Below are 13043 nucleotides of genomic sequence, written 5' to 3'. Positions count from 1 at the left end.
ACATCCACTCCGGCCGGTTGAACGGGGTGCACGGCGCTGGGGCCTGTGCGGGTGCGGCGCTGATCGCGGACGCGCAGCCCCCGAGAGGGAGGCCACGATTCGGGCTGGTGGTGCCGGGCACCGGCGATGTGCACCCCTTCCTGCAGGTGAACATCCACTGCGGCCGGTTGGACGGGGTGCATGGCGCTGGAACCCGTGCGGGTCGAAGGACGGCGGTGATCGTGGACGCCCCCCGGCAGAGCGATGGCAGAAGTCCACGATTCGGGCGAACGGGTTGGGCACCGGGCGATGTGCACCCCTTCCTGCAGGTGAACACCCGCTCCGGCCGGCTGTACGGGGTGCACGGCGCTGGAACCCGTGCGCGTGGTGCCGGCAACGCGTGCCGACACCACGCGAGACGATCAGGGTGTGGGGGCCTCGCACTCGGCCGGTGCGGGAGCACCCTCGGGCGCCGGAGCGCCCGGCGCTGCGCCCGGACCCTTACCTGCAGGCCCGTGACCGGCCGGACCACCATGGCCGGGGCCCGCCGGGCCACCGTCAGGACCGCAACCGGGCGCAGGCGGAGCCGGCGCGCCCTTGGGGGCAGCCGGTGCACCCTCAGGCGGGGTCGGGGCGCCCTCGGGAGGAGTCGGAGCATCCTCACCCGCAGCAGGCGGAGTGGGAGCACCCTCGGGGGCAGCCGGTGCACCCTCGGGCGGAGTCGGAGCATCCTCACCCGCAGCAGGCGGAGTGGGAGCACCCTCGGGGGCAGCCGGAGCACCCTCGGGCGGAGTGGGAGCATCCTCACCCGCAGCAGGCGGAGTCGGAGCACCCTCGGGCGGAGTCGGTGCACCCTCAGGCGGAGTCGGTGCACCCTCAGGCGGAGTGGGAGCATCCTCCGGCGGAGCCGGAGGCGTCGCGCACGTCGCACCGGCGTCGGGTGCCGCAGCGTCGGGTGCGGGCGCCGAGGCGTCGGGCGCCGCGCTCTCGGAGACCGGGGGCGCCTCGCCCGGGCCGTCGGCGGACGCGGTTCCCACCGCTCCGAGGAGCAGCCCACCGGCGAGCACTGCTCCGGCGATCAGTCGGCCTGTCCTGACACGCATGACTCTTGTCGACATTGTCGTCCTCATCTCTCGTCGGCACCGGGCGGCGCCGTTCGTGAGGTCGACACTCGATCGTGGACCTGAAGCCTGCCTGAAGTCGCGGCGATCAGGGCCTCGTCTTCAGCAAGTCTTCAGCTCGGGACCCGCATAGTGGTGTCGTGACCGAACGGCGACCCGCAGCGACCCCGAGAATCCTCGTGATCGAGGACAACGAGACGTTGCGGCTGTCAGTGTCCACCGCGATCGCGGACCTGGGTGCCGACGTCCGGTCCGACGCGGACGGTTCCGCGTTCGAGGCCGCGCTCGCGAACCATCGACCCCACCTCGTGGTCCTGGACATCATGCTTCCCGGCCGGGACGGACTCGAGCTCCTGCGGGTCGCGCGCCGCAGCAGCGACGCGGCGGTGCTGATGCTCACGGCGCGCGACTCGGTGTCCGACCGCGTCACCGGGCTCACCGCCGGTGCAGACGACTATCTGGTGAAACCGTTCGCGATGGCGGAGCTCCTCGCCCGCGTCACCGCGGTGCTCCGACGACACGGCGCGGTCGCCACCTCGATCGAGTGCGGAGACGTGTCGGTGGACACCGAATCGGGCGACGCCAGTCGGGGCGGCAACGCCCTCAACCTGACGGCCACGGAGTGGAAGCTGTTGTCCTACCTCGCCGCTCAGCGCGGGCGAACGGTGTCCAAGACCCAGATCCTGACGCAGGTGTGGGGGTACGACGCATACGACGAGAACCTCGTCGAGGTCCACATCAGCGCGCTGCGTCGCAAGCTCGAGGAATTCGGCCCGCGCATCCTCCACACTCGGCGCGGCATCGGCTACGTGTTGGCCGCCGACACCGTGAGTCCGACGGCATGACGACCCCACCCCGTCGCGGTCTCCGCACCGGATCTCTGCGCCTGCGATTGCTGGTGTCGGTGATGTCGGTGGTGCTCGTCCTGCTCGTCGGCATCGTCGTGGCGACGACGGTGTTGCTGCAACGCCAGCTCGAGGCCTCGGCGGGAGACAGCCTCGCCGGCCGCACCGCCACCGCGCAGCAACTGCTGGACAACGGTGCCGATCCCACCGAGATCGTCTCCGCCACACAGGGAGAGAACGTGGCGGCGCAACTGGTGACGACGGACGGCCGTATCGTCGGCGACCTCGCGCTCCGAGCGACGACACCGCCACCCGCACTACGCCCCCCGACGACGCCGGGAGACGGTCCCCCGCCGGGACCCCCACCGGGCCCGGAGGAGACGAGGCCGACGCGGGTCTCGACGACGACCCTGACCGACGGATCGGTTCTCACGGTCGCCGTCGACACGTCCTCGATCGACGCGGTGCAGCGGCAGCTGCTCGTGGTGCTGATTCCGTTGGTGCTCGTCGCGTCGGCGGTGGCGGCACTGCTCATGGCGGTGGTCGTCGGCGCATCGCTCCGACCGTTGCGCAGCATGACGGCACTGGCCCGCTCGATCACCCGGGGTAATCGCGGTGATCGACTCGCTCCCACCCGGTCGGACACCGAGCTGGGTGAGACCGCAACGGCATTCGACGAGATGCTCGACGAGCTCGAAGGAGCCGAGGCGCGCGAGCGTGCCACCGCCGATCGCACACGGCAGTTCGTCGACGATGCTGCTCACGATCTGAGAACGCCGGTCGCCGGGATCTCCGCCGCCGCCGAGACGCTGCTGCGGGGCGGCGTCGACACCGAGCGCGACGTGCGGGAACGACTGCTGGCGTCGATGATTCGTGAATCACGCCGCGCATCCCGGCTGATCGACGATCTGCTGATGTCGGCGCGCACCGACGACGACGTGGAGTTGGATCGGCATGACCACGACCTTCTCGCTCTGGCCCGTGCCGACGCCGACCGGGCGCGGCTGCTCGCACCGGACTCGACCGTCGTGGTGACCGGCGAGAGCGTGGTCGCGCCGGTCGACGCCGCACGACTCGCTCGAATCCTGGCCAACCTCGCCGACAACGCGTTGCGCCACGGACCGCCGGACGGCGTCGTCACCGTCGACGTGCGCGACGCCGGTACCACCGCGACGATCCGGGTGTCCGACGAAGGACCGGGCATCGGCGCTCAGGATCGCGAGCGGATCTTCGACCGGATGGTGCGGCTGGACAGCGCTCGCACCTCGGAGGGATCGGGACTCGGCCTCACCATCGCCCGAACCTACGCGCGGGCCCACGGCGGCGACGTCGTGTACGACGGCACCGCCTTCGTCCTCAGTGTGCCTCGGTGACCGACTGCTCTGTGGGGGAACGGGTTCCGAGCACCACCCCGCCGAGGCCGATGATCGCGCTGACGAGCATGGTGACGGCCATCGGCACCGCGGTGCCTTCGCCGCCGAGTCCCACCAGCGGCGAGATGACCGCGGCGAGGCCGAACTGGGCCGCGCCCATGACGGCCGATCCCGTGCCCGCGGCCCGGCGCGCCTCTCCCAGTGCGAGAGTCGTCGCGTTGGCGATCACCAGACCCAGGCTGGCGACGGCGAACCACAGCAGTACCAGGGTCGCCCACAGGTAGGGCCCGACCACCGCGTCGACGACGAGCAGTGCCGAGAACGCGACCATCGAGACGAGACCGATGCGCAACAGCGCTTCCGGACGGACGCGGTCGACGAGCTTGGCGTTGGCACCACTGGTGACGACGATGCCGAGTGCGTTGGCCGTGAAGGCGATGGAGTACCACGTGGTCGAGAGCCCGTGCACCTCCTGCAGCACGAAGGGCGATGCGGAGATGTAGGCGAACATGACGCCGAAGCCGAAGGCGAACGCGCCCGCATAGCCCAGGAATCGCTTGTTGAACAGCACCTCCCGTGCGTCCGCGGTCATGGTGGAGAGTCCGCCCGTGCTGCGGAGCTCGGCGGGATGACTCTCCGGCAGGAGTGCGAGCACACCCACGAACATCAGGACGGACACACCGGCGAGCACCCAGAAGACGCCGCGCCACCCTGTCAGACCGATGACCGCACCGCCGAGCAGCGGGGCGATGACGGGAGCGACTCCGTTGACGAGCACGAGGAGGCTGAACAGTTTGGCGGCCGCCGCGCCGCGTGCACGGTCACTGATGACGGCGCGGGAGAGAACGACGCCGGCGGCGCCGGTGAAGCCCTGGAAGAACCGGAACACGGTGAGCCACTCGACCGTCGGAGACCACGCGCACAGGATGGTCGCGATGATGGACACGAAAGTGCCCACGAGGAGCAAGGGGCGTCGACCGAAGCGGTCGGACAGCGGCCCGATCACCAGGTTGCCGATCGCGAGACCGACGAGAAACGTCGTGAGGGTCAGCTGGATCGCCGTGGCGCTGACACCGAACTCCTCGGCCATGCGGGGGAATGCCGGCAGATACATGTCGATGGACAGGGGCGCGACGGCGGCAAGGAGCGCCAGCATCGCGATCACGCCGGACGCCACCGGCCGCGCGGCGGTCGAGTCGACGGTGTCGCCGGACCGAGTGTCGACGCTCATCGGGTGGCCTCCGTATTGGATATAACTTTATACATACTCACATGAGTAGAATGTCAGTCATGGCGTCTGGAAGTCCAGTGAGCGAGTCCGATGTGATCGACATCGCCCGCGAGGTGCGGGCTCTCGTGTGGTCGCTGCGCCGATTCGGCGAACGACAGTCCGGACTGCCCGCCCTCCCCCATTCCGAACTCGAGGTTCTGCGTGTGGTGGTCAGCCACGAAGGGACCACCGTCTCGGACGTCGCCCGCATGCTGGGCCTGCATAGCAGCAACGTCAGCACGACGGTGCGACGTCTGATCGACAAGGGGCTGCTCGCGCGGGACACCGATCCCGGTGACAGACGGTCGAGTCGGCTGCATTCCACCGCCACGGCACGTCGACACGGTGAGATGATCGACGACGTGTGGATCGACGCCGTCGGACGCCGACTCGCGGCCATGTCAGCGGAGGATGCGGCTCTGCTCACCCGTGCCGCGCCGCTCCTCGCGCACCTCACGTCCATGCCGACCGAACCCTGACGACTCCGCGGGGCGACCGAACCGTCATAGTGACGCCATGCTGATGTCGCTCCGCCTGCTCCGACAGATGGCGCCGTGGCGCACGGGACGCGGGCCGGTACGGGTCGACCCGACCCGTACGTGGTTCCGCGTCGCACCGTCCGATCTGGACGTGCTGATGCACATGAACAACGGTCGATACCTGTCCGTCCTCGACGCGGGCCGAGTCGACATGTTCGTGCGCGGTGGCCTGTGGCGAGCCCTGCGTGGACGCGGGTGGCATCCCGTCGTCGCGTCACAGACCATCACGTACGTCCGCTCCCTCACCCTGTGGACGAAGTTCTCGGTGTCCACCCGCTTCCTCGGTGTCGACGCGAAGAACGCCTATCTCGAACAGATCTTCGACGTCGACGGACGTGTCCACGCGACCGCGATCGTCGCCCTCAGGTTCCTCGACGACAGCGGATCCTCGGTACCGACCGACGACATCGTCGCCCTGTTCGACGGCGATGCAGCCCCACTTCGCCGCCCGGACGCAGAGATTCCGCTCGGCCGACGCACTCAGCATCTCGTGGTCGCCGCATTCGAGGACGTCTGACCCCTCCGGGCGCGCATGCTCCTATATGGTCTCCTTCGAACCGCATCTGCGGCGAAAGGAGCCGACATGGTCACGACGAGGATCGCAGTGCTGGGGTGCGCGGCGGTGGTGGCACTGTCGCTCACGGGGTGCTCCTCGCCCGGACCGGCCGAAGACGGCATCACCGTGTTCGCTGCCGCGTCGCTGAAGGCGTCGTTCACCGAGCTGGGTGAGCAGTTCGAGCAGACCCGCCCGGGTACCACCGTGACGTTCACGTTCGCGGGGTCGTCCGATCTGGTGTCCCAGTTGTCGCAGGGTGCGCCCGGGGACGTTCTGGCCTCGGCGGACACGATCACCATGGACAAGGCACGGGACGCCGAGTTGATCGACGGTGACCCGGTCACGTTCGCGACCAACACTCTGACGATCGTCACTCCGCCGGGCAACCCCGCCGGGATCGGCTCGTTCTCGGACCTGGCGACGTCCGGGGCCACGGTCGTCGTGTGCGCGCCGCAGGTTCCGTGCGGTGCCGCCACCGAGAAGATCGAGACGGCCGCCGGGGTGAGCCTCACCCCTGCCAGCGAGGAATCGTCCGTGACGGACGTTCTGGGCAAGGTCACGTCCGGTCAGGCCGATGCCGGCCTGGTCTACGTCACCGACGCGGCCGGCGCCGGTGACGCCGTCGTCACCGTGCCGTTCCCGGAGGCGTCGGGCGCGGTGAACTCCTATCCCATCGCCGCACTGGCCGACTCCGGCGCACCGGACATCGCGAGCGCCTTCGTCGACTTCGTCTCCGGTCCCGACGGACGGAAGGTGCTGGCCGACGCCGGGTTCGGCGCGCCCTGAGAGACCGCCGGTGCGCCGAGGATCCGCCGCCACGAGGGAATCATTCCCACGCGGACGGGGTTGGCCGAACGAGACGTTCGTTGCACGACCGAAGGAGAAGCACGTGAAGATCGGCATCATCGGAGCAGGCGACATCGGCGGAACCCTGACCCGACGGCTGCGCGCCGTGGGCCACGAGGTTGCCGTCGCCAACTCTCGGGATCCGGAGACCCTCGCGGATCTGGCGTCCGAGACCGGCGCCACCGCGGTCTGGGCGAAGGACGCCGCGACCGACGCGGATCTCGTCATCGTCAGCATCCCGCAGAAGAACACGCCGGACCTCGCGTCCGGCATCCTCTCGGCCCGCAAGCCCGGTGCTCCGGTGATCGAGACGAACAACTACTACCCGCAGCAGCGGGACGGCAAGATCGACGCGATCGAGGACGGCACACCGGAGAGCGTGTGGGTCTCGGAACTGCTGGGCGAGCCGGTCGTGAAGGCATTCAACGGAATCTGGTGGAAGCACCTCCTGAACAAGGGCGTCCCGGCCGGCACCGAGGGCCGCATCGCGCTGCCGATCGCCGGCGACGATGCCGACGCCAAGAAGATCGTGTCCGCCGTCATCGACGAGATCGGCTTCGACGTCGTCGACGCCGGATCGTTGGCCGACTCCTGGCGCCAGCAGCCGGGTACACCCGTGTACGGCAAGGACTTCGGAGTCGACGCGACGGTCGATGCGCTGGCGCAGGCGACCCCGGAACGCACCGCGGAGTGGAAGGCCTGACACCCCTCAGGTGGTGAGCACCGCGTCGTAGGCCCAGTAGGCGCCGAACAGCGCACCCGCCACCGCGGCGGCACCGAGTCCCGCACGGACTCGTGTCGCCGCGGTGCGGCAACACGCCGGCACGAGGATGCCCGCCAGCGCGGCTTCCACGAACCAGTGCGGACCGCCGACCACGACGGTCCCGTACACGGCCTCACCGAGCACGATCCCCGCCACGACCACCGTCCCGCTCACACGGCGGTCACGCCCGACAGCAGCACCGGCTGCGCCGCACACCGCCCCCGCACCGAGTCCGACGAGGACGAAGACCAGCACTTCCCGCGCAGGGATCACGTTCGGCGACAGCAGGATCCACACCAGGACGAGCGCGAGCATCGACGCGACTCCGACTGCCACACCGCGTCCGTGCGGGGACCGGGCCGCCACCGCGAACGGCACCAAGCCCCACAGCGCACTCGTGTTCACGAGCGCATCCCACGGCGGCGGCACGATGGTGAACAAAACCACGAGGGCCACACCCGCAGCGGACCCGAGCGCGGCCGCCGCGACGAGACGTCGTGCGCCGATCAGCGCCCCGTCCACCGGGGTTCGCGCTTCTCCATGAACGCCATGATCCCCTCGACCGTGTCGGAGGACGTGGACAACTGCGCGAGCGCGCGGTCGGTCTCCTCCCATGCGGCCGCTTCGGACGGGATGCGCCCGTCGACGATGCCCCGGGCGATGACCTTGCTGGCGCGGATCGCGAGAGGCGCTCCCGCCGCGATGGTCTCCGCCAACCGAAGCGCCGTGTCGAGAACGGCGTCCGGTTCCACCACACGATTGACGAGTCCCCACCGCGCCGCGTCGTCCGCACTCATGGGCTCACCGGTGAGGATCAGTTCCATCGCGATCGCTCGCGGGATCGCGTCGACCAGCCGGAAGAGTCCGCCCGCTCCCGCGATCAGCCCGCGATGCACCTCGGGAAGCCCGAATCGTGCAGTGGTGGAGGCGATCACGACATCACCGGACAGTGCGATCTCGGTCCCACCGCCGAGTGCGTTCCCGGTGACCGCGACGACGATCGGCGTGGAGATCGGGTGCCTGGTGACGCCGGCGAAGCCCCAGTGTGCCGTCTCCGGAGGGGTCACGCCGTCGGGACCCCGCGTGCCGAGTGCCTTCAGATCGGCTCCGCCGCAGAAGGTGCCGGAGCCCGCCGCCGTGAGGACGACGGCACGGATCGACTCGTCGCCGTCCGCCAGTTCCCACGCCTCGCCCAGCAGGGTGTGCACCTCTGCGTTCACGCTGTTGGCCGCGGCGGGGCGGTTCAACGTCACCAGCAGCACGTGTCCGCGCCGTTCCGTGAGAACCACGTCCTGATCGCTCATGCCCGTACTCCCCTGCCGTTCGCCGTGATCGAGTCGAGGGTGATGTCCAGGTTCCCGCCCTCGTCCACCACGTCGATCGTGAGGCCGACCGGTGAGACGTCGCGGTCGGTGACCACTCGATGAAGCGCCGCCGCGGCGTCCGCCCCGGTACGACCGGCGATGCGGTCACCCTCGGGTGTGCGGGCGATGACGAGCGCCTGTACCGGTTCCCCGCCGCGCCCGAACATGACAGTCGCCGTCTCGAGGGTCGCGCGACCGCTGTGGCCGTGCGTCACGGGTACCGCTGTCGCCGACACGGTCACCGCATCGGGGTTCCCGACGTATCCGGCCTCGTGCGGATCGGTCGACAACAGGACGGTGTGCTGGTGGGTGAGGTAGCCGCCGTTCGCATGCACCATCGCGATCGCCGGAGCGCGTCCGCCGCGGGACTGTCGCAGCAGCCGAGTCGATTCCGCGACCGCGTGCAACGAGTAGCTGCTGAGCGGCCCACCGAAGAACGAGTGGCCGCCCAGGACCGTGGGAGTGGCATCCGACGACAGTCCCAGCTCGTCCATCAACAGGAGAGGGACGACGGGAAAGCAGCTGTAGGCATCGACGAAGGTGAGATCGGCACCCGCGACACCCGCCGCGGCGAGGGTGGTGCGCACCGCCGCTCGGAGCGCCGGTGAATGATCGAAGGTGCTGCGCGCCATGATGTCCGGGGCATCGGACGCACCGGCGCCGCCCCACAGGTACACGATGCGGTCCTCGTCCACCCCGGCCGCGCGCGCTGCCGCCAGCGAACACACCAGCACCGCGGCGGCCTGGTCGACGAACGGCATGGCGTTCATGGCGAGGGGATAGCAGTCGGACACCGCGCGGTTCGACGCGTCCACGCCGGCGATGTCGTCGGGCGACCGCTCGACCGGACTCCACGCGACCGGATGTCGCGCCGCGACAGCGGAGAACCGCGAGTACAGCTCTGCCGACGCCGTCAGTGACTCGCTGGGTCGCAGACCGAGACGGTCGGCCCGAGCGCGGTCGAACAGCGGATAGATCTGGACGGGGGCGAGGATGCCCGCTCGCTGCATCTCGGCGCTGCCGAGGTCGTCCGGTGCGAAGGTCGGCGGGCCGCCCGGTGCGACGGCCCAGCCGAGCTCGACGGGATCCGTTCCGGCTTTCGTCAGTGCTCGCACGGATGCCTGCGTCTCGCCGCCGACGACGAGTGCCACGGAGCTGCGACCGGCGGCGATGTCGTGCCCCACTCGGTCCATCAGGCGCGCGGGGTGGTGACCGCCGATGGTGCTGGTGGACCGCGTCGGCGCGGACGCCCCCAGCCGTGCTGCGATCAGAGCCGGGAGATCGTCGTAGTTCCAGCTCGTCGTGCGCACGGCGTGGATCGCGTCCACCGCGGCGCCGAGCGCCGACGTTCCGCTGTCGTCGAGCGCAGCACGGACCGCGCGCAGCACGAGCTCCATCGGCTCCACGGGGTCGGCCGCAGCGCCGGCGCTGCCGGACACGACATCGCCCACGCCCATGACGACCGGGATGCGGTCTGCTTCCTGTGACATGGGATCACCTTATTACAGACACCAGTTGTCTGTAATCTGATGGCATGGAGTCGACCGACGGCACGGCGCGACGGGGGCGGCCACGCGACCCCGCCATGGAATCGCGGGTGTACGACGCCGTCGTGGACGTGTACTGGCGCACCGGGTGGGCGGGATTCACCATCGATGCCGTCGCCAAGAGCGGTGGCGTGGGCCGCGCGGCGATCTACCGTCGGTGGCCCACCAAGGAGGCACTCCTCACCGGGGCTCTGGAGACCGTGCTCCCCCTCGTCGACCCCATCGACACCGGCACCCTGACAGGCGATCTCACGGAACTGGCTCGTCAACTCCTGCGGGGCTACCGAGACTCCTCGGGGCTCATCGCCGTACGCGTGGCCCTCGACGCCCGCGTGTATCCCGATCTCCTCGAGGCGCTGACCGCCACCATCAGCACGAGCAGATTCGTCGCGACCCGAGACATCGTCCGCCGCGCCGTGTCCCGCGGCGAGTTACCGGAACACGTGCGGACCACACTGCTGCTCGAGATGCTCACGGGCGCCGTTCTGAGCCGAGTGTTGTTCGCACACGATGCGACCGAGGCGCCGTCCGCCGCCACCGCGGACGACACGTACATCGACGGACTGGTCGACGCGGTGCTGGCGAGCGTGCGCCGCTAGCGCGTCGACTCGGGAGCGGACGACTGCCCGCGCGCCCTGTCCTCGTACGCGCGACGCCGTTCCGCGTCCACGTCGCCGAGGAAGATCTGCTCGGATCCGAAACGGCGACTGACGAACTCACCGAGTCGGCGCGGCATGAAGCGCTGGCTGACGACGATCGCGCCGGCCGAGGCCGGGATGCGCACCTTGGGTCGCGGCTTCTCGACGAGCCGGACCACCGCCTGCGCGATGTCCTCGGGTTCGGCCTTCTTCATGAAGGGCACGTCTCTCGTTCCCGCCGTGAGTTCGGTGTTGACGAACCACGGCAGGACCAGGGAGAACTCGACGCCCGAGGATCGGTACTCCACCCTCGCCGCCTCGGTGAACGCGATGACCGCAGACTTGCTGGCGCAGTAGGTGGCCAGGCCTGGCGCCACCGTCTCACCCGCCATCGAGGCGATGGAGACGACGTGTCCGCGCCGTCTCGGCACCATGCGGTGCAGCGCCGACTTGGTGCCGATGATGACGCCGTGCACGTTCACGTCCATGATTCGGCGTGCCACCGCGTCCGGCTCGTCCGTCAGAGCCCCGACCGGCATGATCCCGGCGTTGTTGACCAGGACGTCGACCGGGCCCAGCTCACGCTCGACGCGGTCGAGGAAGGCGTCGAAGGACGCCGGGTCCGTGACGTCCAGTGCTCCGTGCAGGTGCACCCGCGCGGACTCGGCCCCGGCGGCGAGGGCGTCCGCGTCCACGTCTCCGATCGCCACCCTGGCGCCGGCGGCGACCAGCGCGCGCGCCGTCGCGAGGCCGATTCCCCGTGCGCCACCGGTGATGGCGATGACTCGTCCCTGCAGTGATCCCGTCATCGTCTTATTACAGACACGCAGTGTCCGCAAAGTCAAGGGTCCGGAGTGCCGTCGCGGGCGCGCCGGCGATGCGAGGATCGATCCCGTGCAGAACCGTGACGACGACATCCGCCGGGTCCACCGAGTGCTCGACGACCTCCGCCTCGAGTCACTGGTGGACGTGCACACGCATTTCATGCCGCACAGCGTTCTGGCCAAGGTGTGGAACTACTTCGACTCCGTGGACGACCGCCTCGGTACCGCGTGGCCGATCGAGTACCGCGTGGACGAGGACGAACGCACCGACCTGCTGCGCAGGTACCGGGTAGGGACGTTCACGTCCCTGCTGTACCCGCACAAGCCCGGCATGGCGGAGTGGTTGAACGGGTGGGCCGCGGAGTTCGCGGACCGGACACCCGACTGTGTACGCACCGCCACCTTTCATCCCGAACCGGACGCTGCTCGGTACGTCCGCACCGCCGTCGAGGACGGGGTCGGAGTGATGAAATGCCATGTGCAGGTGGGCGACATCGACGTCCACGATCCGTACCTGGACGACGTGTGGGCGGTTCTCGACGACGCCGCCGTACCCGTCGTCATCCACTGCGGATCGGGACCCGAACCCGGTCGCCACACCGGACCGGACCCGATCCGCGCACTACTGCACCGCTTTCCGACACTCACCCTGCTGATCGCACACATGGGCATGCCCGAGTACGAGGACTTCCTCACCCTGGCCGAGACGTTCGACAACGTCGGGCTCGACACCACGATGGTGTTCACCGATTTCACCGAACAGCTCGCGCCCTACCCGCGATCGGCGTTGCCGCGCCTGCGCGACCTGCAGGACAAGATCGTGTTCGGCAGCGACTTCCCCAACATCCCCTACTCGTACGCGCACGCGGTCGAGAGCGTGGTCGGCCTCGGACTCGGTGACGACTGGTCCCGCGCTGTGCTGCACGACAACTGGGCACGGTTCAGCCGCCGTACGGCACCATGACATCGATGATCCAGACGACACCGAAGCGGTCGGTGAGTTTGCCGTACAGCGGGGAGAACACCGACGGACCGAGTTCCACCTCGACGGTCGACCCCGCGGCGAGCGCCGTCCAGTAGCCGGTGATCGCGTCGGTGTCGGTGCTGCGCAACGAGAAGTAGAAGGCGTTGCGGCCCGCGTCCCGCACGAGGTCGTGCTGCACGTCGTAGGCCATCACGTGGAAGCCGTCCGGCGAGGAGACCTGGCCCCACACCACCTGGTCGGCCTGATCTGGGCTCGTGTCGCCGTACGGGACCACGACGAGATCGCCGCCGAACACCGAGTGGTAGTACTCGAGCGCGGCGCGCGCGTCGCCGTCGAAGTTCAGATGCAGGGTGCTGGTCACGGTCATGGGGTTCTCCTCATGGGTGGTCTCTC

At 69.4% G+C, this 13043-nt stretch carries 15 protein-coding genes; 8 read left to right on the top strand and 7 right to left on the bottom strand.

The window, feature by feature from the left end; translation table 11 throughout:
* Positions 1 to 401: 401 nt before the first annotated feature.
* A complete protein-coding gene (locus HQ314_RS15710; RefSeq protein WP_222650569.1) occupies positions 402 to 1082 on the bottom strand; it encodes a hypothetical protein in 681 nt (226 codons plus the stop codon).
* Positions 1083 to 1240: 158 nt separating this feature from the next.
* On the opposite strand from HQ314_RS15710, the gene HQ314_RS21780 reads away from it, so the two are divergent.
* Together HQ314_RS21780 and HQ314_RS15700 are read left to right on the top strand one after the other, a co-directional pair.
* Positions 1241 to 1945, top strand: coding sequence for a response regulator transcription factor (locus tag HQ314_RS21780; protein WP_027506592.1), 705 nt, complete (start codon positions 1241 to 1243; stop codon positions 1943 to 1945).
* Positions 1942 to 3318 carry an ATP-binding protein gene (locus tag HQ314_RS15700; RefSeq protein WP_222650568.1) on the top strand — a complete coding sequence of 459 codons (1377 nt, stop codon included), beginning with the start codon at positions 1942 to 1944 and terminating at the stop codon, positions 3316 to 3318. The genes HQ314_RS21780 and HQ314_RS15700 overlap by 4 nt, the downstream gene beginning before the upstream one ends.
* Here HQ314_RS15700 and HQ314_RS15695 read toward each other — a convergent pair.
* Positions 3302 to 4549 (bottom strand): multidrug effflux MFS transporter, encoded by a 1248-nt coding sequence (locus HQ314_RS15695; protein WP_222650567.1) that lies wholly within the window; start codon positions 4547 to 4549, stop codon positions 3302 to 3304. The two genes, HQ314_RS15700 and HQ314_RS15695, sit on opposite strands and share 17 nt — an antisense overlap.
* A 77-nt stretch (positions 4550 to 4626) precedes the next feature.
* Here HQ314_RS15695 and HQ314_RS15690 point away from each other — a divergent pair, with 77 nt between their 5' ends.
* The 4 genes from HQ314_RS15690 (at position 4627) to HQ314_RS15675 (ending at position 7232) form a co-directional block, all read left to right on the top strand.
* Positions 4627 to 5067 (top strand): MarR family winged helix-turn-helix transcriptional regulator, encoded by a 441-nt coding sequence (locus HQ314_RS15690; RefSeq protein ID WP_027506590.1) that lies wholly within the window; start codon positions 4627 to 4629, stop codon positions 5065 to 5067.
* Between the two features lie 37 nt (positions 5068 to 5104).
* Positions 5105 to 5644, top strand: a complete 540-nt coding sequence (locus HQ314_RS15685) for a thioesterase family protein (protein ID WP_051613550.1) — start codon at positions 5105 to 5107, stop codon at positions 5642 to 5644.
* A gap of 66 nt (positions 5645 to 5710) precedes the next feature.
* Positions 5711 to 6469, top strand: a complete 759-nt coding sequence (gene modA, locus HQ314_RS15680) for a molybdate ABC transporter substrate-binding protein (protein ID WP_222626248.1) — start codon at positions 5711 to 5713, stop codon at positions 6467 to 6469.
* A 10-nt stretch (positions 6470 to 6479) separates the two neighbouring features.
* The gene (locus HQ314_RS15675) at positions 6480 to 7232 is read left to right on the top strand and encodes an NADPH-dependent F420 reductase (RefSeq protein ID WP_222650566.1); all 753 of its coding nucleotides are present in this window, start codon (positions 6480 to 6482) and stop codon (positions 7230 to 7232) included.
* 6 nt (positions 7233 to 7238) lie between these two features.
* On the opposite strand, the gene HQ314_RS15670 is transcribed toward HQ314_RS15675, so the two are convergent.
* Genes HQ314_RS15670 through HQ314_RS15660 form a run of 3 tightly spaced genes read right to left on the bottom strand, consistent with a single transcriptional unit; the run spans position 7239 to position 10146 of the window.
* Positions 7239 to 7814, bottom strand: a complete 576-nt coding sequence (locus tag HQ314_RS15670) for a DUF6518 family protein (protein WP_222650565.1) — start codon at positions 7812 to 7814, stop codon at positions 7239 to 7241.
* On the bottom strand, positions 7799 to 8596 hold the full coding sequence (locus HQ314_RS15665) for an enoyl-CoA hydratase-related protein (RefSeq protein WP_222650564.1): 798 nt from the start codon (positions 8594 to 8596) through the stop codon (positions 7799 to 7801). Before HQ314_RS15665 ends, HQ314_RS15670 begins: the two co-directional genes overlap by 16 nt.
* A complete protein-coding gene (locus tag HQ314_RS15660; protein WP_222650563.1) occupies positions 8593 to 10146 on the bottom strand; it encodes an acetyl-CoA acetyltransferase in 1554 nt (517 codons plus the stop codon). The genes HQ314_RS15665 and HQ314_RS15660 overlap by 4 nt, the downstream gene beginning before the upstream one ends.
* Before the next feature lie 44 nt (positions 10147 to 10190).
* Here HQ314_RS15660 and HQ314_RS15655 point away from each other — a divergent pair, with 44 nt between their 5' ends.
* Complete coding sequence (locus HQ314_RS15655; protein ID WP_222626244.1) at positions 10191 to 10802, top strand: TetR/AcrR family transcriptional regulator; 612 nt, start codon at positions 10191 to 10193, stop codon at positions 10800 to 10802.
* On the opposite strand, the gene HQ314_RS15650 is transcribed toward HQ314_RS15655, so the two are convergent.
* Positions 10799 to 11650 (bottom strand): SDR family oxidoreductase, encoded by an 852-nt coding sequence (locus tag HQ314_RS15650; protein ID WP_222626243.1) that lies wholly within the window; start codon positions 11648 to 11650, stop codon positions 10799 to 10801. The two genes, HQ314_RS15655 and HQ314_RS15650, sit on opposite strands and share 4 nt — an antisense overlap.
* Positions 11651 to 11735: 85 nt before the next feature.
* On the opposite strand from HQ314_RS15650, the gene HQ314_RS15645 reads away from it, so the two are divergent.
* The gene (locus HQ314_RS15645; protein ID WP_308119439.1) at positions 11736 to 12629 is read left to right on the top strand and encodes an amidohydrolase family protein; all 894 of its coding nucleotides are present in this window, start codon (positions 11736 to 11738) and stop codon (positions 12627 to 12629) included.
* Here HQ314_RS15645 and HQ314_RS15640 read toward each other — a convergent pair.
* Entirely contained in the window at positions 12607 to 13017 is a 411-nt protein-coding gene (locus HQ314_RS15640) for a VOC family protein (RefSeq protein ID WP_222626241.1), read from the bottom strand. The two genes, HQ314_RS15645 and HQ314_RS15640, sit on opposite strands and share 23 nt — an antisense overlap.
* Between the last annotated feature and the right edge of the window lie 26 nt (positions 13018 to 13043).

Origin of the sequence: Rhodococcus sp. BP-332 (genome assembly GCF_019836065.1) — a bacterium.
GTDB lineage: Bacteria > Actinomycetota > Actinomycetes > Mycobacteriales > Mycobacteriaceae > Rhodococcoides.
Note: the sequence above shows the minus strand (reverse complement) of the source record. Positions and strands in the feature narration are given on the sequence as shown.